Origin of the sequence: Metaclostridioides mangenotii, assembly GCF_017873185.1 — a bacterium.
GTDB lineage: Bacteria > Bacillota > Clostridia > Peptostreptococcales > Peptostreptococcaceae > Metaclostridioides > Metaclostridioides mangenotii.
The window spans coordinates 71,894-93,892 of record NZ_JAGGJX010000007.1 but is presented as its reverse complement, the minus strand read 5'-3'; the positions used below and the strand labels follow the sequence as shown (position 1 = coordinate 93,892).

At 33.1% G+C, this 21,999-nt stretch carries 23 protein-coding genes and 2 pseudogenes; all 25 read left to right on the top strand.

Annotation, left to right across the window (positions count from 1 at the left end):
• Window positions 1-16: 16 nt before the first annotated feature.
• On the top strand, window positions 17-229 hold the full coding sequence (locus J2Z43_RS13110; RefSeq protein WP_209457570.1) for a heavy-metal-associated domain-containing protein: 213 nt from the start codon (window positions 17-19) through the stop codon (window positions 227-229).
• A 296-nt stretch (window positions 230-525) separates the two neighbouring features.
• Entirely contained in the window at window positions 526-1,125 is a 600-nt protein-coding gene (locus tag J2Z43_RS13105) for a hypothetical protein (RefSeq protein ID WP_209457569.1), read from the top strand.
• Between the two features lie 250 nt (window positions 1,126-1,375).
• A complete protein-coding gene (locus J2Z43_RS13100) occupies window positions 1,376-1,750 on the top strand; it encodes a VOC family protein (protein WP_209457568.1) in 375 nt (124 codons plus the stop codon).
• Window positions 1,751-1,819: 69 nt separating this feature from the next.
• The gene (locus tag J2Z43_RS13095) at window positions 1,820-3,091 is read left to right on the top strand and encodes a C40 family peptidase (RefSeq protein WP_209457567.1); all 1,272 of its coding nucleotides are present in this window, start codon (window positions 1,820-1,822) and stop codon (window positions 3,089-3,091) included.
• Window positions 3,092-3,309: 218 nt separating this feature from the next.
• Complete coding sequence (locus J2Z43_RS13090) at window positions 3,310-4,263, top strand: hypothetical protein (RefSeq protein ID WP_209457566.1); 954 nt, start codon at window positions 3,310-3,312, stop codon at window positions 4,261-4,263.
• A 180-nt stretch (window positions 4,264-4,443) separates the two neighbouring features.
• A complete protein-coding gene (gene rsxC, locus J2Z43_RS13085; RefSeq protein WP_209457565.1) occupies window positions 4,444-5,778 on the top strand; it encodes an electron transport complex subunit RsxC in 1,335 nt (444 codons plus the stop codon).
• A 21-nt stretch (window positions 5,779-5,799) separates the two neighbouring features.
• Window positions 5,800-6,780: an RnfABCDGE type electron transport complex subunit D gene (locus J2Z43_RS13080; protein WP_209457564.1), complete on the top strand. Its 981-nt coding sequence runs from the start codon at window positions 5,800-5,802 to the stop codon at window positions 6,778-6,780.
• Entirely contained in the window at window positions 6,780-7,352 is a 573-nt protein-coding gene (locus J2Z43_RS13075; RefSeq protein WP_209457563.1) for an RnfABCDGE type electron transport complex subunit G, read from the top strand. Before J2Z43_RS13080 ends, J2Z43_RS13075 begins: the two co-directional genes overlap by 1 nt.
• Before the next feature lie 14 nt (window positions 7,353-7,366).
• On the top strand, window positions 7,367-7,960 hold the full coding sequence (locus J2Z43_RS13070) for an RnfABCDGE type electron transport complex subunit E (protein ID WP_209457562.1): 594 nt from the start codon (window positions 7,367-7,369) through the stop codon (window positions 7,958-7,960).
• Between the two features lie 14 nt (window positions 7,961-7,974).
• Entirely contained in the window at window positions 7,975-8,550 is a 576-nt protein-coding gene (gene rsxA / locus J2Z43_RS13065; RefSeq protein ID WP_209457561.1) for an electron transport complex subunit RsxA, read from the top strand.
• A gap of 18 nt (window positions 8,551-8,568) precedes the next feature.
• A pseudogene (locus J2Z43_RS13060) lies at window positions 8,569-9,481 on the top strand (RnfABCDGE type electron transport complex subunit B).
• A pseudogene (locus J2Z43_RS15455) lies at window positions 9,482-9,526 on the top strand (4Fe-4S binding protein); the annotation flags it as partial.
• A 194-nt stretch (window positions 9,527-9,720) separates the two neighbouring features.
• On the top strand, window positions 9,721-10,305 hold the full coding sequence (locus tag J2Z43_RS13055; RefSeq protein ID WP_209457559.1) for a Maf family protein: 585 nt from the start codon (window positions 9,721-9,723) through the stop codon (window positions 10,303-10,305).
• Window positions 10,306-10,349: 44 nt separating this feature from the next.
• Window positions 10,350-11,009, top strand: a complete 660-nt coding sequence (gene radC / locus J2Z43_RS13050) for a RadC family protein (protein ID WP_209457610.1) — start codon at window positions 10,350-10,352, stop codon at window positions 11,007-11,009.
• Between the two features lie 28 nt (window positions 11,010-11,037).
• Window positions 11,038-12,108, top strand: coding sequence for a rod shape-determining protein (locus J2Z43_RS13045; protein WP_209457558.1), 1,071 nt, complete (start codon window positions 11,038-11,040; stop codon window positions 12,106-12,108).
• Window positions 12,109-12,114: 6 nt separating this feature from the next.
• On the top strand, window positions 12,115-13,023 hold the full coding sequence (mreC, locus tag J2Z43_RS13040) for a rod shape-determining protein MreC (RefSeq protein WP_327786971.1): 909 nt from the start codon (window positions 12,115-12,117) through the stop codon (window positions 13,021-13,023).
• A gap of 3 nt (window positions 13,024-13,026) precedes the next feature.
• Window positions 13,027-13,515 (top strand): rod shape-determining protein MreD, encoded by a 489-nt coding sequence (mreD, locus tag J2Z43_RS13035; protein WP_209457556.1) that lies wholly within the window; start codon window positions 13,027-13,029, stop codon window positions 13,513-13,515.
• Window positions 13,516-13,526: 11 nt separating this feature from the next.
• On the top strand, window positions 13,527-16,508 hold the full coding sequence (locus J2Z43_RS13030) for a penicillin-binding transpeptidase domain-containing protein (RefSeq protein ID WP_209457555.1): 2,982 nt from the start codon (window positions 13,527-13,529) through the stop codon (window positions 16,506-16,508).
• A gap of 97 nt (window positions 16,509-16,605) precedes the next feature.
• The gene (locus J2Z43_RS13025; RefSeq protein ID WP_209457554.1) at window positions 16,606-17,286 is read left to right on the top strand and encodes a septum site-determining protein MinC; all 681 of its coding nucleotides are present in this window, start codon (window positions 16,606-16,608) and stop codon (window positions 17,284-17,286) included.
• 22 nt (window positions 17,287-17,308) lie between these two features.
• Window positions 17,309-18,103 carry a septum site-determining protein MinD gene (gene minD / locus J2Z43_RS13020; protein ID WP_209457553.1) on the top strand — a complete coding sequence of 265 codons (795 nt, stop codon included), beginning with the start codon at window positions 17,309-17,311 and terminating at the stop codon, window positions 18,101-18,103.
• Between the two features lie 23 nt (window positions 18,104-18,126).
• The gene (minE, locus tag J2Z43_RS13015) at window positions 18,127-18,411 is read left to right on the top strand and encodes a cell division topological specificity factor MinE (RefSeq protein ID WP_209457609.1); all 285 of its coding nucleotides are present in this window, start codon (window positions 18,127-18,129) and stop codon (window positions 18,409-18,411) included.
• 82 nt (window positions 18,412-18,493) lie between these two features.
• Window positions 18,494-19,618 carry an FtsW/RodA/SpoVE family cell cycle protein gene (locus J2Z43_RS13010; protein WP_209457552.1) on the top strand — a complete coding sequence of 375 codons (1,125 nt, stop codon included), beginning with the start codon at window positions 18,494-18,496 and terminating at the stop codon, window positions 19,616-19,618.
• Window positions 19,619-19,831: 213 nt separating this feature from the next.
• Window positions 19,832-20,923: an FtsW/RodA/SpoVE family cell cycle protein gene (locus J2Z43_RS13005; protein WP_209457551.1), complete on the top strand. Its 1,092-nt coding sequence runs from the start codon at window positions 19,832-19,834 to the stop codon at window positions 20,921-20,923.
• 21 nt (window positions 20,924-20,944) lie between these two features.
• Complete coding sequence (mgsA, locus tag J2Z43_RS13000) at window positions 20,945-21,343, top strand: methylglyoxal synthase (RefSeq protein WP_209457550.1); 399 nt, start codon at window positions 20,945-20,947, stop codon at window positions 21,341-21,343.
• A gap of 384 nt (window positions 21,344-21,727) precedes the next feature.
• Window positions 21,728-21,988, top strand: coding sequence for a TfoX/Sxy family protein (locus tag J2Z43_RS12995; protein ID WP_209457549.1), 261 nt, complete (start codon window positions 21,728-21,730; stop codon window positions 21,986-21,988).
• The last annotated feature ends 11 nt before the right edge of the window (window positions 21,989-21,999 follow it).

Genomic DNA, 21,999 nt, shown 5'->3' with positions numbered 1-21,999 from the left:
AATATGGAGGATACTTATGAAAAAGAAATTACTTATAGAAGGTATGAGCTGTGGACACTGTGTAAATCATGTGACAACTGCACTTACTGAAGATATAGAAGGTGTAAAAGTTTTAGAAGTAAGCTTAGAAGATAAATACGCACTAGTTGATATGGACGAAAGTGTTCAAGAGAATAAATTAAGCGAAGTTATAGAAGACCTTGGATTTGAATTAAAAGGAATAGAGTAAAGTTTGCTTATAAAGAGCCCTTAGCTAGTATACATACTACATAAGGGCTCTTTATTTTGCTATTTTATTTAAATTAAAAATATATTTAAATATTTTTTAAACTTTTGTATAAATCTATTTTAAACGGACATAATAATTAATGTAAAATCAAACATACTCAATCTCCCCCCATTTTATAGACCCTTATTTCCCCCAATAAGGGTCTTTTAATGTTTTGATTATATTATGTAATATCTTTCTTAGAACATTAACTATTTAATTTGAATATAATATAACTAGTTAGAGGAGGGTGAATCATGGAATCTATGATAAAAAAAGAAGAATTAAAAAAATTGATACTTGATATGGCCCAAAATGAACTTCAAGGATTTGCATCTAAAAAGGGAGCAGGAAAATACTTTGAAGGGAATCTTGAAAAAGTTATCGACAAAAATATATCCAAGTATAAATCATTTGGTAGTAATAAAAAGGTGTATTCAAGGATTTTAAACGAGTGCTCATATCAAAAAAACTCAACAGCTATTGCGAAGATAATTAAAAGAGAGGCGCTTTTTAAGACTAAGAAAGAACTATTTGAATTTTCAAAGTACATCGGAGTAGAGATGCGTGGAAAATTATCATATAGCAATTTATTAAGAAGAGTCTCTAACCATATCTATCAAAACAAAAGTTTTTATTCTAAAAAATACATACTTTTAAAAAGAGGAGAAGATGAGTATGTATTAGAGCCAGAAATTATAAAGGAAGAATTGATAGAAAGTTACAAATCGAAGACTCGAGGGGATATGAAGAATATAGCAAGAATATTAGATATAGATACAGATGAAGACAACAGCGCAGAAGATATAAGAAGGAAGATAATCGACAGTATAGTAAAAGAAAAGATGAATGTTTAATTGATTTATTTAAATAGAATAATAGGGTATACAAAAATGATATTGACAATTTTGTATACCCTATTAATTTTTGCGCCACTTAATAAAGATTAAGAATTTATTAATAATTGTTAAGCTAATAAGCTACGCAACCTACATATAACTTTTATGTGGTAATATTTATAATATTGTAATAAAATAATGTATTTAATGTATATATTTGGTATAATGTTAATATCAGGGATTTAGTATAGTTTAGGAGGGGATAGATATGAACTTTAAATTTAGTCATAACAACTATAATGTAACTAATCTAGAAAAAAGTATAGAGTTTTACAATAAGGCTTTAAACTTAAAAGAAGTAAGACGCAAAGAGGCTCAAGATGGAAGCTTTGTACTTGTGTACCTTGGCGATGGCAAAACAGCTCACAACTTGGAATTAACTTGGTTAAGAGACTGGGATAGAGAGTACAACTTAGGGGATAATGAATTTCACTTGGCACTAGAAGTAGACGATTTTGAAGGTGCTAAAAAATTACATAGGGAAATGGACTGTATTTGCTTTGAGAATGAGGCAATGGGTATCTACTTTATATCAGATCCAGACAACTATTGGATAGAGATAATTCCACAAAAAGAAAGATAAATCTTAAAATATAAAAAATTTACATAAATAAAGTTTTTACATGTAATCTAATTTAGGGAGTTGATAAGGTTGAAAAAAGCAATTACCGCACTAGGAATAGGAGCTGTGGCAATCGCAGTTAATACAGTAGATGCAAGTGCACTTCAAAAGGGAGTAGTAACTGCTGGAGCTTTAAATATTAGAAGCAATCCAAGTATTGATTCTGCAAAAGTAGGATTAGCTTATAAAGGAGCTAGTGTAGAAATACTTGATAAATCAAATGGTTGGTACAAAGTTAAGGTTTCAAACAGTTTAGTAGGCTGGGGAAGCGCACAGTACATATCTCTTGATTCATCAGCGGGATCTAATTCAGGCTCTTCATCAGGATCTTCAAATAATGGAGGTTCAACTGCACAAAGTGGAAATGGTAAAGTTGCTGTTGGTTCTAGATTAAATGTTAGAAGTGGACCTGGGACAAACTATGGTATCGTTGGAAAAGCTAATAATGGGGAAGTTCTCAAACTACTAGAACTATCTAATGGCTGGTACAAAGTTAAACTTAGCAATGGTACAGTTGGTTGGGTTACAAGTCAGTACATAGTTAAAACGAATGAAAGTGTAGGATCGGGGTCAAATTCAGGAGATAAAGGAAATTCAGGAAGTACAAATGTTCAAGGCAAAAAAGGAAAGATAAGATTTGGAATAAGGTTAAATGTAAGAAGTGGTGCAGGAACTGGTTATTCAGTTGTTGGAAAGCTTAATGGTGGTGATGTAGTACAATTGCTTGAGCTTAAAAGCGGTTGGTACAAAGTAAAAATGCAAAATGGAACTACTGGATGGGTAAGTGGAGACTATGTATCTGAGACTAATGAATCTCCAAACGAAGGTGGGTCTAATGGATCTGGAAATAATAACAATAACAACAATAATGGTAACGGAAATAATGGTGGAACATCAGGTGGACAAACTCCGTCTTATGGAAATGGAGCAAAAGTAGTTGATTTTGCGTATACACTTATTGGTATACCGTATCAATGGGGAGCAAATGGTCCAAATTCATTTGACTGCTCTGGATTTACGAAGTATGTATACGAAAAGTCTGTGGGGGTTAGTATACCTAGAGTTTCTAAAGCACAGGCGAGTTATGGTAGCCCAGTATCAATGGGAAATTATGCTCAAGGGGATTTAGTTTACTTTGATACTGATGGCGATGGAGTAACAAATCACGTTGGTATATACGTTGGAAATAGCAAGTTTATTCATTGTAGCGGAACACAAACAAATCCAAATAAAGTTAAAGTTGATAGCTTGACTGGATCATATTGGTCTAAAGCATTACTTGGAGCAAGAAGAATTATATAATAACTGGAATTTTAAATTTAATTATTTACATAGAGTTAAGGGTGTGTCAAACAAATTTGATGCACCCTTATTAGTTATATCTAAAATTATTAATATCTCAAATAAGTGATTTTTAATATAAATATTTTATTTGAACTTTTAAATAAAGTATTTATCATAAAGTACAACCCTGACGAATATTATAAATACAAAGAATATATTATTGGGGGGATTAACTAATGAATAGAAGAAAGATGATGTACAATCGTTATTATAATAGAAAAAGAACAAATAGAAGAAAAGTTATAGTTACATTTTGCTGCCTAGCTCTAATATGTTTTTACTCTTATACGAAGTTTAGAGAGACGAGCGTAGTGGATTATATAGCTGACAAAGTTGAATTTTGGAATAAATCAATAGATACATTATCTAATAACGATATAACATCTAAGGATATTTCAAAAGAATTGGATGAGTTGAACAAGAAAAAAAATACGACAGACAAGGAGAGTAGCAATTCAAATGAAAATAGCAGTGAAGTTGAGAACAAAGAAAAGGAAGTATCAAAGATTGCTACAATAGATTCTTGGAATGCATATACTGTTCAAATAGCATCTGAAGATAATGCTGAAAAACTAAAAAAGATTCAAGATACTTTGATTTTAAACAAGATCCCATTTTCTGTAATGGAAAAAGACGGGGTTAAAAAGGTTCAAACTTTTTGTTCTTTTGATAAAGAGGTAACTAGGGGTTCAGTTGATAAAGTTAAAGATAAGTTTCCAGATGCTTTTGTATCTACACTAGAAGCTCCCGTTGTATCTTTAAAGTATACAAATAAATATAGTGCAGCAGAAGAGATTTCCAAAGATATTAATACGCTAGCAAAAAATTTCGAAGAAGAATCTAAGTTCTGGAATGATAATAAAAACACAGAAAATTTAAATAAAAAGACGTATAAAGATATTATGTCAAATAGAAAGACTATTATTGAGAGTATTGAAACAAGTGCAAAACAGCTCGAATACAATGAAATGAAGGAATTTAAAGAAGGTTTGTTAAGATTTACTCAAAGTGTAGGGGAAAAATTAGAAATTTCTATTAAGGGAATCGATGAGTCGAAATATGACATAAGTATGGGATTGATGTTATCATCAATTCAGGAATATTGCCAATTTATAACTTCGATAGAATAATAACTAAAAAAAGCTGTTATAAAAACAGCTTTTTTTAGTTAACAAAAATTTAATTTCATTTTATCATATCTTGAAATAAATTGTTTTTTTTTTAACAATTGTTAAGGTTTTTATATTTATATAGTATACTATAATACGAACAGAAAAATATGTTTATTCAATTGATAAGGGGGTAAACCAATGAAACTCTTAACTTTTAAAGGAGGAATACATCCTCAGTATAGAAAAGAGTACTCTAATAGCAAAGCACTTGAAAAAGCTTTAGATCCAAGAGTTGTTTATATTCCTCTACAGCAACATATAGGGGCACCTGCAAAACCTATAGTTGAGGTTGGAGATGAAGTAAAGTTTGGTCAAAAAATAGGCGAATTACAAGGTTTTGTTTCAGCGAATGTTCATTCATCAGTTTCGGGAAAAGTAGTTGCAATTGAGCAACACGAAATTCCAGGCGGCACTGGTCAATGTATCGTAATTGAAAATGATTTCAAAGAAGAAGTACATGAAAGTGTCAAATCAAAAGGTGATCTCGAAAATCTTACTAAAGAAGAAATTGTTGAGATCATAAAGGAAGCTGGTATTGTTGGTATGGGTGGAGCAACATTCCCAACTCATGTCAAAGTATCTCCTCCACCAGACAGTAAGGCAGAAGTAGTAATACTAAACGGAGCCGAATGTGAGCCATATCTAACAGCAGATCATAGGTTAATGGTTGAGAAACCAGAAGACGTCGTTTATGGTTTAAGAGTATTAATGAAAGCTCTTAATGTAAGCAAAGGTTACATTGGAATTGAAACGAATAAACCAGATGCAATCGATGCCATTTCAAAGGTTGCAAAAAATCACAGTAATATTGAAGTTGTAAGCTTAGAAGTTAAGTATCCACAAGGTGCTGAGAAGCAGCTTATATTTGCATGTACAGGTAAAGAAGTGCCATCAGGTGGACTTCCTATAGCAGTTGGAGCTGTTGTTGATAACGTTGGAACTGCAGCGCAAATAGCAAAATCAGTTAAGACTGGCATGCCTTTAGTTGAAAGAATAACAACAGTAACAGGTAGCGGTATAAATGAACCTAAAAACTTAATCACTAAAGTTGGAACTGTGGTATCTGAAATTATAGACCAATGTGGTGGATTAAAAGATAATACAGTAGGTAAATTTATTATGGGTGGACCTATGATGGGGATTGCTCAGTATACAACAGAAATAGTTACAAATAAAGGTTCTTCAGGAATTCTATTATTAAATGAAAAAGAGGCGCATATTCCTGATGTGAAAAACTGCATAAGATGTGGTAGATGTGCGGATGTATGTCCAGCATTTTTACAACCTCTTTATATAAGTGCATACGCTCTTAGAAATGAATTTGACAGTGCAGAGAAATTCAGCGCTATGGACTGTATAGAGTGTGGTTCTTGTTCATTCATATGCCCTGCATCAAGACCATTACTTCAATCTATAAGACTGGCTAAAAACGAGATTGGGGCAAAGAGAAGAAAACAATCAGCTAAGAAATAGAGAAAGTTAGGGGGAAAAATAATGGAAAATAAATTGATAGTATCGTCTTCACCTCATATTAGAAGTAATGAAGATACGTCATATATAATGAAACAAGTTACAATAGCACTTCTTCCAGCTGCGGTCGCAGGAATTTATTTCTTTAGACTGAGTGCACTAAGTGCAATGTTTTTCTGTATATTAGGTACAGTTGGTTCAGAGTTTTTATTCCAAAAATTACTGAAAAAAGAAAGTAGTATTGGTGATTATTCTGCAGTAGTTACGGGATTATTACTAGCATTTAACGTTCCTGCATCACTTCCTTGGTGGATGTGTTTATTAGGAGGGGCGTTTGCAATCATAGTAGTTAAATTGTTGTTTGGTGGAATAGGGAATAACTTCTTAAACCCAGCACTAGCATCAAGAGCGTTTTTACTAGCATCTTTCCCAGTTGCTATGACAGCTTGGACAGCTCCAGGAGCTACCAACTGGATAGGTAAAAACATAGATGCAGTTTCATCTGCTACACCACTTAGTTTCCTTAAGCAAGGGGCAGATGGAGTTTCAGCTCTAGCTCAAAACAATATAAGCCTTACAGATATGATAGTAGGTAATATAGGAGGATCTTTAGGAGAGACTTCGGCTATACTTCTTATTCTAGGTGGAATTTACTTGATGTATAAAGGAATAATAAACTATGTAATACCAGTTGCATATATAGTAACAGTTTTTATATTAACATTTTTATTTAGCGGATTTGATCTAACGTTTGCAATATATCAATTATTCGCAGGTGGACTTATGTTAGGTGCTTTTTTCATGCTTACTGATTATACAACATCGCCAATGACGAAAAAAGCTCAAATAATATATGCAGTAGTAGCAGGAGTGCTTACTGCAGTTATAAGAATGTACGGAGGATATCCAGAAGGAGTATCTTATTCTATATTACTAGTTAACGTATTAACACCACTTTTAGATAAGTATGTTAAGAACAGAGTATTCGGGGAGGTGGCAAAGTAATGAAAAGCATGGTTAAATTAGGCCTTACCCTACTTGTAATTTGTATGGTAGCATCATTAGCACTTGGAGTTACTAATGAAGTAACATCCCCAATAATAGTGAAAAGAGGAATACAAGCAAATAATGAATTAAGACAAGCTGTTTTACCAGAAGCTAAAGATTTTGCACAGGTGAAGGATTCAGTATATAAAGGCATCGGTGACGGAATGGTTGCAGAAGTATACGAGGGTCTTGATGATTCAGGAGAAGTTGTTGGATATACTATAAAAACTACACCAAGTGGTTATGGTGGAGCTATTGAGCTTATGGTTGGACTATCTACAGATGGTAAAATCACAGGCGTAAAGACAGGAACTATGGCTGAAACTCCTGGACTAGGATCTAAAGCAGCTGACCCAGCTTTTATAGATCAGTATAAAGATAGAACTGCAGCAGCTCTAGAGGTTGTTAAGGGAAGTGCTTCAGGAGAAAATCAAATTCAAGCAATATCAGGAGCAACTATTACATCTACAGCAGTAACTAATGGAGTTAACGCTGCAATAGAAGTTTACAATAGTGCTTTAAATAAATAATAGGAGGGTTATATATGAGCTTAGCTAAGATATTTAAAAACGGGCTAATTGATGAGAACCCAACGTTTGTACAGGTTATCGGTATGTGTCCTACGTTGGCTGTAACTACTTCAGCGGTTAACGGACTTGGTATGGGGCTTTCTACTGCAGTGGTTCTATTATGTGCAAATGTTTTTATTTCACTAATAAGAAATGTAGTGCCAGATAAAATAAGGATACCTGCATTTGTCGTTGTAATAGCTACGTTTACTACAATAGTTGGAATGTTACTTAAGGCTTATGTGCCAGCTTTAGATGCGGCTTTAGGTCTTTATATACCTCTAATAGTTGTTAACTGTATACTATTAGCACGTGCTGAGAGTTTTGCATCAAAAAATGGAGTAGTAGCATCAGCAGTTGACGGAATTAGTATGGGGCTTGGATTCAGTTTGGCACTTACAGTATTAGGAACAGTTAGAGAATTACTTGGAAATGGTAGTATATTTGGATGGTCTCTATTTGGAGCTTCATTTCAACCAATATTAATATTTGTATTGCCTCCAGGTGCATTTTTAACACTAGGATTTTTATTCGCTGGATTTAATAAATTAAAAGGCAAGAAAGCATAGTGGAGGTGCGATAAATGAATTTAATACTTTTATTTTTAAGTGTTGTTCTTGTTAATAACGTTATAACTTCTCAATTCTTGGGGATATGTCCATTCCTTGGAGTATCTAAAAAGACTGATACTGCTTTAGGTATGGGGGTTGCAGTTACTTTCGTTTTGACATTGGCGTCATTTTTAACATATTTTATTCAAATGCTGCTTGTAAAAACTAATACAGAATTTTTACAAACAATAGCATTTATATTAGTTATAGCTTCAATAGTACAGTTCGTTGAGATGGTAATACAGAAAATGAGCCCATCGCTTTACCAAGCACTAGGGGTTTTCTTACCGCTTATAACTACAAACTGTGCGGTACTTGGTATAGCACTTGTTAACGTTCAAAATGGATATAATCTTATTGAAACTATTATAAATGGGTTCGGTGCAGGAGCAGGTTTTACCCTTGCAATCGTACTATTTGCAGGAATAAGAGAGAGACTAGAACTTGCAGATATACCAGACGCATTTAAAGGATTTCCAATAACTTTAATTTCTGCAGGACTTATGTCGATAGCGTTCTTAGGTTTTACGGGGCTTATAAAGTTATAGAATTGGGGGTAAATGTATATGAATACAATAGTAATTTCGGTACTAGTTTTAGGAATCATGGGATTGATCTTCGGAGTAGTACTTGCATTTGCTTCTCAGAAGTTTGCGGTTGAAACTGATGAAAGAGCAGATGCAATACTTGAAGTTCTTCCAGGAGCTAACTGCGGTGGTTGTGGATTCCCTGGATGTGGAGGACTTGCGGCGGCAGTTGTGGAAGGAAAAGCACCAGTAAACGGTTGTCCTGTTGGTGGGGCAGATGTAGCAGCTAAAGTTGGAGAAATAATGGGAATTGTAGCTGAAGCTGGTGAAAGAAAAGTTGCAAAAGTAATATGTAAAGGTGATTGTGCAAGCGCTAAGAATAAATACGAATACGAAGGAATAACTGATTGTAGAACTGCAAATGTTCTAAACTCAGGTGCAAAAACTTGTAAATTCGGTTGTTTAGGGCTTGGAACATGTAAAGATGCTTGTAAATTTGACGCTATAACTGTTAAAGACGGTATAGCTGTAGTAGATGAAGAAAAATGTGTTAACTGTGGTAAATGTATGGAAGTATGTCCTAAAGCGATTATAAAAGAAAAACCAGCTAACAAGGAAGTAGTTGTAGAGTGTAACAGCAAAGAATTTGGGAAAAATGTAAAAGAAAAATGTATAGTTGGATGTATAGGTTGTGGAATGTGTGTTAAAGCGTGTAAGTACGACGCTATTATATTCGAAGATAAGATTGCTAGAGTTGACTATGATAAGTGTGTAGAGTGTATGGAGTGTGTTAAAAAGTGCCCTACAAAAGTTATCAAAGGAGATATAACAAAACAGCACATAAGTTAAGATTAACAACCAACATTGTATATAATATTTAATTTGCTAAAATCAATGTAAATTCTATGTAATTGAAGGTTAACTAAAAGAAGCTCATAAAGTAGACCAATAAAAATGTGTTGGCTGTCATTTATGCGTTGAAAAATGTCCGAAGTAAGCTATTAAAACAATTTAATTTGGATAGAATAAGGGTATGGGAAAAAATCCATACCCTTTTTTAGTGGAAACATTTGTTATTACTGAGAAAGATAACAATATTATATTAAAAAAGGTTCGACATTTCTGTTGATATTTTTACAATATAATGATAGACTTAATAGGTACAAATTTACGTACAGATGAGGTGAACTAATGAATATAGTCTTGGCGTCGGCTTCTCCAAGAAGAAAAGAAATACTGGAGAACTACAATGTAAAATTTAATATAATTAAGAGTGAAATAGACGAGGTTATATTAGGACATGAGTCGCCTGTTCAGGCGGTAGTAAGATTGGCATTAGAAAAGGGGATGGATGTTGCAAGTAAAAACCAAGGGGACTTGGTTATTGCAGCGGATACTATTGTTGTACTTGATGATACGATCCTTGGTAAGCCTAAAGATGAATCTGATGCGTATAAAACACTAAATAGTTTGTCTGGAAGAGAACATCAAGTCGTAACTGGAATTAGTTTAATAAATTTAGCTGAGAATAAAAAAGTAGTGGACTATGTTGTCAGCAAAGTTAAATTCAAGCACTTGTCTGATAAAGTAATCTCAGATTATTTAAAGACAGGAGAGTTTCAGGATAAAGCAGGTGCTTACGGCGTACAAGGGTATGGTGCATTGTTGGTTGATGAAATTAAAGGCGACTATTTTAATATAGTTGGGCTTCCAATTTCTAAACTCAGTGATTTATTAATCAAGTATTTTGATATAAATCTTTTTTATGGAGCGTGATTTTACTGAAACAGTCATTTAATTCTAATATTACTATGAAAAAAATGACGTTAGAGGAAAGACCGAGAGAAAAGATGCTTATTAACGGCGTAAAAAGTTTATCAAATTCAGAGCTACTGGCTATAATACTTAGAACCGGCACAAAAAAGATGAATGCGATAAATCTTGCAAATCAGATTATAAATACAGATGCACAAGGGATTAGAAATCTAGAGCATATGACAATAGAAGAGTTATGTGAAATAGAAGGCATAGGAATATCCAAAGCAGCACAAATTAAAGCTGCACTTGAACTTGGAGTAAGGATAGCCTCCTATAAGCCCTTAAAACACAAAATAAACGATCCCTGGGATGTATATAAATGCTATGTTGATAGTTTAAGGTTTTTAGACAAAGAAGTATTCAAAACTATTCTTTTAAACACTAAAAATGAAGTTATATCTGATGTGGAAATATCAGTTGGAACTTTAAATTCATCGTTAGTTCATCCTAGAGAAGTTTTTAAAGAAGCAATTAAAAGAAGTACTAATAAAATAATCTTAATACACAACCACCCATCTGGATATGTAGAACCTTCTAGTGAAGATAAAAGTATCACGAGTAGGTTAGTAAAATGTGGTGAAATTTTAGGGATTGGAATCCTAGACCACATAATAATTGGAGATGGAAATTATTTTAGTTTTAAAGAAAATATGTTAATTTGATTTATATATGAGGAAGGAGCATTTAATAATGGCTAAAGAGAAAAAAGAAAAAAAAGAGAAAAAATCATGGTTTGGTGGATTTAAAAAAGTTACAAAGGATATGGGGATAGACTTGGGTACTGCTAATACGTTAGTTTACATAAAAGGTCAAAATATCGTTGTTAGAGAACCTTCTGTTGTCGCTATTAGAGATGATAGCAAAGAAGTTTTAGCTGTTGGAGAAGAAGCTAAAAAAATGATAGGTAGAACTCCAGGAAATATAGTTGCTATAAGACCAATGAAAGACGGAGTTATAGCCGATTTTGATATTACACAATCAATGCTTAGCTATTTTATACAAAAAGCTGCGGATAAAAAAGGAGTTATTAATCCTAGAATAGCTATATGTGTTCCTTTCGGAGTTACAGAAGTAGAAAAAAGAGCTATAGAGGAAGCTGCTAGAAATGCAGGAGCGAGAGATGCTTATCTAATAGAAGAACCTATGGCAGCTGCAATTGGGGCTAATCTTAAAGTTGAAGAGCCAGAAGGAAATATGGTAGTAGATATCGGTGGAGGTACAACAGAAATAGCTGTAATATCTCTAGGAGGTATAGTTACTGCTAAGTCTATCAGAATAGGTGGAGACGAATTTGACGAGTCTATAGTAAGTTACGTTAAAAAAGAGTACAACCTTATGATAGGTGAAAGAACAGCAGAAAATGTTAAAATAACAATAGGATCAACGTACAAAGAAGATCAAGAGACAAATATGCAAATAAGAGGTAGAGATTTAATATCTGGACTACCTAAAACAATAGAAATCTGTTCAACTGAGGTTAGAGAAGCACTAAAAGAGCCAATTAGCTCAATAGTAGATGCAATAAAATCAACTTTAGAAAAGACACCACCAGAATTAGCATCGGATATAATGGAAAATGGAATTATGCTGACAGGTGGAGGAGCACTTCTTAGAGGTCTGGACAAGTTAGTAAATCAAGAAACTGGTATGCAAGTACAGATAGCAGATGCACCACTTGACTGTGTGGCGCTTGGAACTGGTAAATCTGTAGAAGATCAAGAGATATTTGAAAAAGTATTGATGATGAATGCTAAGAAGTAAAGGTTGGTGTTAACCTTGAGATTTGACAAAAATAAAAAAGGTAAAAAAAAGATTAACGTTAAAGTGATAGCAACAGGCGTAGTTGCTATCACTTTAATTGGAATTGTAGGGATATCAGTTTTTAAGTTTTCTGGGACAAATCCTATAGCTACTAGGCCGGTAAGTGACGGAGTTACGAGTGCCGGAAGTAGTGTAAATAAAGGATTCTCATTTTTTTCAGATAATATAGGCGACATTTTTAAATTTAAGTCAAATGCAGATAAAGCTAATAAATTGGAAAAAGAAAATGAGAAACTTAAGGATGAAATAATAAAATTAAACGGAAAACTAGACAAATCTGAGTCTCTTGAGGAATTAAAGAAGTCTCTTAACTTTGTAGAGGAAAAGTATAAAGCAACTTCTATTGCAACTACTGTAGTCGAAAAAAATGACGGCAACTGGTACAATAGTATGGTTTTGGCATCTGGCAAAAGTTCTGGCGTAAAAAAAGACAGCATTATAATGAATGGAAGAGGTTTAGTAGGCTTTGTGTACGATGTTTCAGACAATTACAGCAAGGCTATATCTCTTTTGGATTCAAAGGCTTCTATAAGCTTTAAATTATCAAAGAATGATAATTCTAAAGGAATAATAACACAGAACACCAATATTGAAGATAAAGAAAAATACAATAGTAAAGGCTACTTACAAGGATACATGTTTGATTCATCATACGATGTTGTTCAAGGGGATGTTGTAGTGACATCTGGTCTTGGTATATTTCCAGAAGGTATACCTATAGGAGAAGTTGAAAAGGTTATTGACGACAAAAACAATTCGCTGAAATATGTAGTTATTAAACCTTATGTAAACTTTAAAAATATAGACGATGTCGTGATAGTTGAACCGAGAAATATAGAGCAAAGGGGAAAATAAACTATGAAAAAAGTTTTGCTTTGCGTATTGGGATTATTGCTTGTAATAGTTGAAAATAGTATTTTAAATTATATTGATATATTTGGAATAAGTATAAATTTGATTCTTATATATGTAACGTTTATATCTCTGTATTTAGATGGACTTGAAGGTGGAATTGTCGCAGCTATTCTAGGTATAGTAAAAGATATAACTGTAGGTGGTGTATTTGGTGTAAATGCCTTGATACTATTTGTAGTAGCATATGTTATAGGTTATATGAGAGAAAAATTGTATAAAGATAGTTATAGCACAATATTTATATTGGTTGTTTTAGCGACTATGCTTGACTCTGTCGTAAATATAGCGATGTCCAGTATAATTTACCACAGTTATGGGATACTTACATTGGCTATTAAGGGACTATTTATAGCACCGTTAGCAAATGGATTTGCTAGCTTGATACTGTATAGATTATCTCGTAAATTTGTGCTAAAACTAAAAGAAGATTAGTTGGTGATAAGATGGATGAAAATAAACAGATAGACAGGCTTTCAACTATAAAGAAAATAATAATAATAGTATTTATCATAATCTTTGCAAAAATTCTGTACATGACTACCTTTAAACATGCTCATTACTCCGAACTAGCTGAAAATAAAACTTACAAAAAACTGTTAATTGAAGCTCCAAGAGGAGAGATTAGAGATAGATACGGAAGGTTGCTTGCAGGAAATAAAAATTTATTCACTGTTCAGATATCTGGAAATGATTTAAACAAAAACGGTGAAGAAAAAGCAAATGAAATTTCTCTAAGACTTATCGAACTATTAGAGAAAAACAATGAAGAGTATGTAGATGAATTTCCTATTTACGTTGAAAATGGTAAATACTTTTATACATTTGACAGAAATATAAATGAATACAAGAAAGAAAATAATATCCCTTTAAAGTATAATGCTAAAAAGAGTTTTTACTTCTTGGTGGATAAGGCGATTAAAGATGGGGTATTAACAAGCTCTGAGAGGGATTTAGAACCTGTAAAATTGCAGCAAAAACTAAATGAAAATGGATACTATCCACCGATTTTAGTTAAAACTTGGACTTTTACAGACCAGAGAGACAAGAAAGATTGGCTAGAAAGTTACAAAATAAAAGATAATATACCTAGTGCTAGAGAGGCATTCGTAGAAATAAGAAACAGCGAATCTCTAAAAATAGATAAAAGTTTAAGCGACGCAGATGCTAGAAAAATAATGGTTGTTAGAGATCTAGTTAAATCGCAAGGATATACACAGTACAATCCTGTAACAATAGCAAAGGATATAGATGAAACTACAATAGCACAAATTGAAGAAAGTGCAATGGAGCTAGTGGGAGTTTCTGTGGCTATTGAGCCTGTTAGAGACTATCCAAACAAAACTTTAGCATCTCATGTTCTTGGGTATGTTGGAAAAATACCATCAACGCAAGAAGAAGAATATGTAGCCAAGGGGTACTCTAAAAAGGATATGATAGGTCTCTCAGGAATAGAGAAGAGCTATGAAGATGCACTAAAAGGTAAAGATGGATATAAGATGGTACAGGTAGATGCTGTAGGAAGAATAAGCCAAGAGATAGAATCGAAGGAACCTAAATCTGGAGATACTGTATACCTAAGTTTGGACAAAGATCTTCAGGAAGTGGCAGAAAGTTCTCTAAAACAAATTGTAGAGGTTGCTACAAAAGGTGGAACTTTTAAAAGTAAATTAGGAGATAAGGCTGTAGCTACTTATGCTGGTAAAGCCAAATCAGGAGCTATAATAGCACTTGATGTTAAAACAGGAGAAGTGTTAGCTTCAGCAAGTTATCCAGATTATGATCCAAATAAGTTTGCAACAGGAATAAGTTCAAAAGATTACAAGGCACTTCAACCTGAAAATCAAAATGATTTATTAGCGGCGAGTCCTCTTTTAAACTTAGTTTCACAAGGTGCATTCCAACCGGGATCAACATTTAAGATAATAACTGGTATGGCGGCTTTAGAAAATGGACTCGATCCAAATTACTCTATAGCTGATACAGGGGTTATACGACTAGGAGGTCAGACATTTGGAGACTACGTTTGGAACCACGGTAAAGGAAACCACGGTATTACAAACTTATATAAAGCCATACAAGAATCTTGTAATATATACTTCTACACTATAGCTTCAGGTAAAAACTGGATAGGTTCAAATGATCCCGGTATAAATATGGGATCAGATAAAGTACTTGAGGTCGCAAAAATGTTTGGGCTTGATGAAAGTACAGGACTTGGTAGACAGATAGAAGAGAGATTTGGTAGGGTTCCTAATACTAAAGATAAATTAGAAGCAACTCAAACTATGCTTAAGACAGAGCTGATGAAAAAGATGGCAAACGACTTTTCTGATATAACTAAGGCTAAAGACCCTAAAGAGTTTGAAAAGAGAATTGATGAAATTGTGGGATGGGCAGCAGAGGAAAAGACTCCGGGCAGAGTAGAAGCCATGGAGAGACTTAAAAAACTTAAGGTAAAAGAAGATAAAATTGAGCCTAATGCCGATTCAATAGTATTCAGTTATTTAAACTTTGCAAAATGGAGTGTAGCGGATACATTCAACTTAGCGATTGGACAAGGAGAAAACGCGTATACTCCAGCTCAGATGGCTAGAGCTATAGCAGCTGTAGCAAATGGAGGAAATTTAGTAGACTTGACTGTTGTAGAAAAGTCAGTATCTAGTGATTATTCAAAATCTAAAACTGTTGAACAAAAATCTACGAAAATTCCGTTTAAACATCCGGAAAATATAAAAGAACTTATAAAAGGTATGAAACTAGTTTCTACTCAAGGTTCTGGTAAAGGGGTCTATGCAAACTTTCCTGTGGAAGTCGCAACAAAGACTGGTACAGCTGAGAAAAGTGGAAAAATACCTACAGAAAATGAGTATCAATACCTAAAGAGTCATATAAAATCTTATTCAGTGGATCTTAAAGAGGCTGAAAAGCTTGCAGATAAGTTCAAAAAAGAAAAAGAAAGAGAATTATCTAAAGAAAAAGAAAAAGAAATCAAAGAAAAATTAAAAGATAAAAAATTAGATGAAAAAGAAAGAGAAAAATTAGAAGAACAGTTAAAAGATGGGGTAAAAGTTAAGTTAGATAATACTGACAAAATTAATGCCTCTTACTTGAGAAAAGCTATGAAAGAATTAAATCAAGATTTAACTGATGAGCAAATAGATAAATATAAAGCTGACTACGCTTCATTCTCGTGGAATGTATCATTTGCACCGGCAGATGATCCTGAGATTGCAGTTATTTGTGTTATCCCACAGGGAGACTCAAGTGCATTCTCACTTTTACCATCGAGAGAAGTAATAGGTGCTTATATGGGACTTCTTGATAACAGTGACAAAGAGAAAGACAAAAAATCTGATAAAAAAGAGCCAAACAAAGCAGAGCAATCTTCTAATAGCATGAATTTTTCGTCACAAATTAACAGATAATCTAAAAGTAAATTAAACTTTTGCTTTTATTACAAAATTTAAAGGAATTTGCGATTAATTTGAAGAATATTAAATGTATATCATTCTGGAGGTTGTTATGTCTTTAAGAGAGTCTATAAATCAGGAGCCCATAGAATTTAAGGGTAATAAAGAGGGCATAATAGTAAATATAAAGAGAAAGTTACCCTTCGAAGAAATTAAAGAGAATTTGATTAATAAATTAGAGTCGTATGTTGGATTTTTCAATGGGGCTAAAATTAGTAAAATAAATAGTGAATATTTGGATGACATAGAAATTTTACAGCTAAAAGATAGTATTACATCCAAATTTGATGTGGAATTTATTGAGGAACAACTTATTGAAGAATTAGCAAATTTTGATACAAAGTATGTTAAATCATTGAGATCAGGTGAGCTTATTGAATGCGACGGAGATGTTGTTGTACTTAGTGATATGAAACCGGGATCTGAAGTCGTTTCAACATTAAATACTGTAGTAATGGGTGATATTCAATCAGGTGCTAAAGTGATTGCTGGTGGTAATGTAACTGTAATGGGAAGTATATTAGGCTTCGTACATGCAGGTTCAAATGGCAATCAATCTGCATATGTTGTATCTAAAAATCTTAGGCCCAAAGTTCTAAAAATTGCTAAGGTCATAGCAGAGGCACCAGACGATGAAGAATGTGGGGAAGAAAAAGACTCAAGTCCAGAAATAGCATATGTAAGTAATGATAGAATTGTAATAGAAAGTTATTTATCTTTTACAGTTAAATAACGAATAATTAGGGGGTAGAAATATGAGCGAAGTTATAGTTATAACATCTGGGAAAGGTGGAGTTGGAAAGACTACCACTTCAGCTAATCTTGGGACTGCGCTAAGCTTGGAGAATAAAAAAACGGTAATAGTGGATGCTGATATTGGACTTAGAAATCTTGATGTAGTAATGGGTCTAGAAAATAGAATAGTATACGACATAGTAGATGTTGTAGAAGGAACTTGCAGACTTAAGCAAGCTCTTATAAAAGATAAGAGATTTGATAACCTTTATCTGCTTCCTGCAGCACAAACTAGGGATAAGAATGCATTACACGCCGACCAAATGAAAGATCTTTGTGAAAAACTTAAAGAGTCATTTGACTTTATACTAATTGATTGTCCAGCAGGAATCGAGCAAGGCTTTAAAAATGCGATATCAGGAGCTGATAGAGCAATAGTAGTTACAAATCCAGAGATATCAGCTGTAAGAGATGCTGATCGAATTATAGGATTATTAGAAGCTAACGAAGTAAAAGACATAAGACTTATTATCAACAGAATAAAACAAGATATGGTAGATCGTGGCGATATGATGGACAAACAAGATATCCTTGAAATATTAGCGATAGATTTATTAGGACTTGTTCCTGACGATGAGAGTATAATTATATCAACTAACAAAGGGGAACCAGCTATACTTGATTCTAAATCTCAGGCTGGACAAGCATATAAAAATATTGCCAAAAGAATATTAGGTCAAGAAGTACCTTTACTAGAATTTGCTACAGAAGGTGGATTCTTCAACAGGTTAAAAAGACTAGTTATGGCAAAATAACAGGAGGGGAATAGATTATGGCTGTGTTTGATTTGTTTAAAGCTTTTTCTAATGATAGTAGAAAAAGCAAGTCTGTAGCTAAAGAAAGATTAAAATTGGTTTTAGTTAATGACAGAGTTGATTGTTCACCTCAATTGCTTGACATGATAAAATCGGATATATTGAATGTAATTGCAAACTATGCGGAAATAGAAGAATCAGGATTAGAAATAAAAATGTCAAAGTGTAGAAGTGAACTCGACGACAATCCTATCTCAGCGCTTGTTGCAAATATACCACTAAAGAGTATAAAAGAGAGAAATATGTAGATAAATAGGGGGGTATCTTATATAAGATCAACCCCCTATTATTATTTATAAGTGTTTTATTGAGTGGAGAGTAGGTGAGAGTATGTTTAAGATTGACTATAAGATGAAGGTAAAATTAATTAAACAGTTAGACTTTAAGCTGATAGCGATCGTTTTATTGATACTTGGATTTGGTCTTGTAATGATAACCAGTGCTACGCATCTAAATTCAGGCGGTAGCTTTGCAAAGATATATAAACAACTAATAGCATTTATACTCGGGGTAGGAATTGTTATGATTATTTTATGTTTTGACTACAATACTATCGGTAAACACTATAAAGCTTTGTATTTAATCAGTTTGATTTTACTAGTATCAGTTCTGTTACCTGGATTAGGTCTTGAAAGCAGAGGTGCTAGTAGATGGATAAAGCTAGGTCCGATTACACTTCAGACTTCGGAGATAGCCAAGTTTACGTTTATAATGTCTTATGCAAAGATATTAGAAGGTCATAGGGGTAAGCTAAATAATTTAAAAGAAATAGTGCCAGTTGTTATGTACGCAGTACCATTTTTGGGACTTATAATAGCACAGCCTGATTTAGGGACAGCTCTTGTATTTATTTGCATTGTAGGTGCGATGCTGTTTGTTTCTGGGCTAAATACAAAAATTATTAAGAGGTGTATAGTAATAGCAGTGATTATATCTCCACTTCTTTATTTGATAATGGCTGATCACCAAAAAGTTAGAATAGAAGCATTTTTAAACCCAGAAGATATAACATTAAAAGGAAACTATCAGGTGATGCAGTCTCTAATAGCCATAGGGTCTGGTGGAATTACAGGAAAAGGCATATACAACGGAACACAAAATCAGGAGAATTTTCTACCTATAAATGACAGTGACTTTATATTTGCGGTTGTAGGTGAAGAGCTTGGCGCTATAGGAATGTTAGTATTAATTGGATTGTATGTACTAATGTTGTTTAGACTCATATACATATCAGGTGAGGCGAAAGATTTTTATGGAACCCTCATTGTAATAGGAGTTTTTGGAATGCTTTTCTATCAGATCGTCCAAAATATCAGTATGACTATAGCTGTGCTTCCTGTTACCGGAATAACACTTCCGTTAGTAAGTGCAGGAGCTAGCTCAGTTCTTACATCACTTGCTAATATTGGATTGGCATTAAACGTGTACATGAGGAGAAAAAAGATAAATTTCTAAACTTTATAAAAGTGTATATTATTAATGTCGTATTTTATGATATTATAATATATATAGATTTTTTAAATTTAAAGTATAGGCTTTATTAAATGTGATTTCTTAAAGGGGAATATCCTAAGGGATTATTCTCCTTTATTTAGTAAATAAGGGCTTATTATAAAGTTGGAGAGTGGTGGTTATTTGTTCAATATAAATTATAAATTGACATTAAAATTGATCAAACAGTTAGATTGGAAACTTATAACGATAGTTTTAGTAATTTTTGGATTTGGCCTGATTATACTAAGTAGTGCAACACATGCTAACTCTACAGGCGGGTTTACACAAATCTATAAACAAGTGTTGGCGTTTATACTTGGAGCAGGAGCTTTAATATTTATACTGCTGTTTGATTACAACATTTTAGGGAAATATTATAAAGAAATTTATTTGATAAGTTTGATACTTCTAGCCGTTGTATTAATTCCGGGAATAGGAGCGGTTAGAGGTGGAGCTAGATCTTGGCTTCATCTTGGGCCTCTGGATTTACAAACTTCTGAGATAGTTAAGCTTACATTTATTATAAGCTATGCAAAAATAGTGGAGAGCAAAAAAGGAAAGCTAAATACAATTAAAGAAATAGTTCCAGTTTTACTATATGCGCTTCCTTTTATAGGGCTTTTGCTTGCTCAGCCAGACCTTGGTGGAGCTATAGTATTTATATGTATTATAGCTGCGATGCTTTTCCTTTCAGGACTAAGTACAAAGCTAATAAAGAGAACTATAATTATAATTGTATTAATATCTCCTCTTCTTTACTTGGCTATGGCGGATCACCAAAAGGTGAGGATAGAGGCGTTTTTAAATCCAGAGGATGTAACTTTACAAGGAAATTACCAAGTTATGCAATCAATGATAGCTATAGGTTCAGGAGGAGTTACAGGTAAGGGATTGTACAATGGCAGCCAAAATCAGGAAAACTTCTTGCCAGTTCAAGACAGTGACTTTGTATTTGCAGTAATTGGAGAGGAACTGGGTGCCTTCGGAATGTTATTTGTAATACTGATGTTTACTCTATTTATAATTCGGCTTTTGTATATAGCCAAAGAAGCGAAGGATTTTTATGGATCCTTAATTGTAATAGGGGTTATGGGGATGTTCGCATACCAGATAATACAAAATATTGGTATGACAGTTGCCTTAATACCCGTTACAGGAGTGACACTGCCATTTATAAGTGCAGGAGCTAGCTCTGTTCTTACATCTCTTGCAAACTTAGGGCTTGTTTTAAATGTGTACATGAGAAGAAAAAAAATAAATTTTTAAACTATGTAAGGTGGAAATTTTATGAATATAGCATTAATTGCTCATGATCAAATGAAAGAGACAATAGTAGCGTTTTGTATAGGATATGAGGCTATACTAAAGAAATACGGTTTATACGCTACAGGAACGACAGGCAAGAGAATTATGGAAGAAACTGACCTTAGTATCAATAGACTCGCCTCAGGTCCATTAGGAGGCGATCAGCAAATAGGATCTTTAGTGGTAAATCAAGAAATTGATCTCGTTATATTTTTAAGAGATCCTCTAACATCACAACCACATGAAACGGATATACAAGCACTTATTAGGCTATGTGATGTATACTATGTTCCAATAGCAACTAATCTAGCTTCAGCTGAGATATTTATCAAAGCTTTAGATAGAGGCGAATTATCCTGGAGAGAAGTTCGTAAAAAATAGTAGTTGCCACAAAAAAATCGACTAGATATATTTGCTTCAAGGTAAGTTATGGATTTTGTTATCTTTGTATATATTTATTCGGATGATATAAATAAAAAATGCTATCTGATAAAACAGATAGCATTTTTTATTTTTTGATTTATAGTTTTATATTAATTGCTATAAATATAAAACTTTAGTAATTTATATAAAAATTATTATAATTTAGATTAATATGAATTATAATAAAAAAGGAGATAGTGAAATGAGATAGGATAAATTTTTTCTTCTAAGCGATAATATGAATTTAGCGACAGAATTTTATAGAGAATATTGAGGCTAGAGCAGAAATTTTATTTAAGAGACAAAGGATTTAGAGTATTAATCTAAAATGAGGTGGTATTTATGGGCGAGTTATCAATGTTGCCAAATATAGGTAAAGAAGTAGAATCGCAATTGAATAGAGTAGGTATCAAAACATTAAAAGAGCTACAGGAATTAGGTAGCAAACAAGCTTGGATGCATATTAAAAATATCGATGATTCTGCATGTATACATAGATTGTATGCAATAGAAGGAGCAATACGTGGAATAAAAAAGAGTGAATTGCCAAAAAACATTAAAGAAGAGCTTAAAGAATTTTATAATTATATAAGCGATTTGTAAAGTGTATGTTA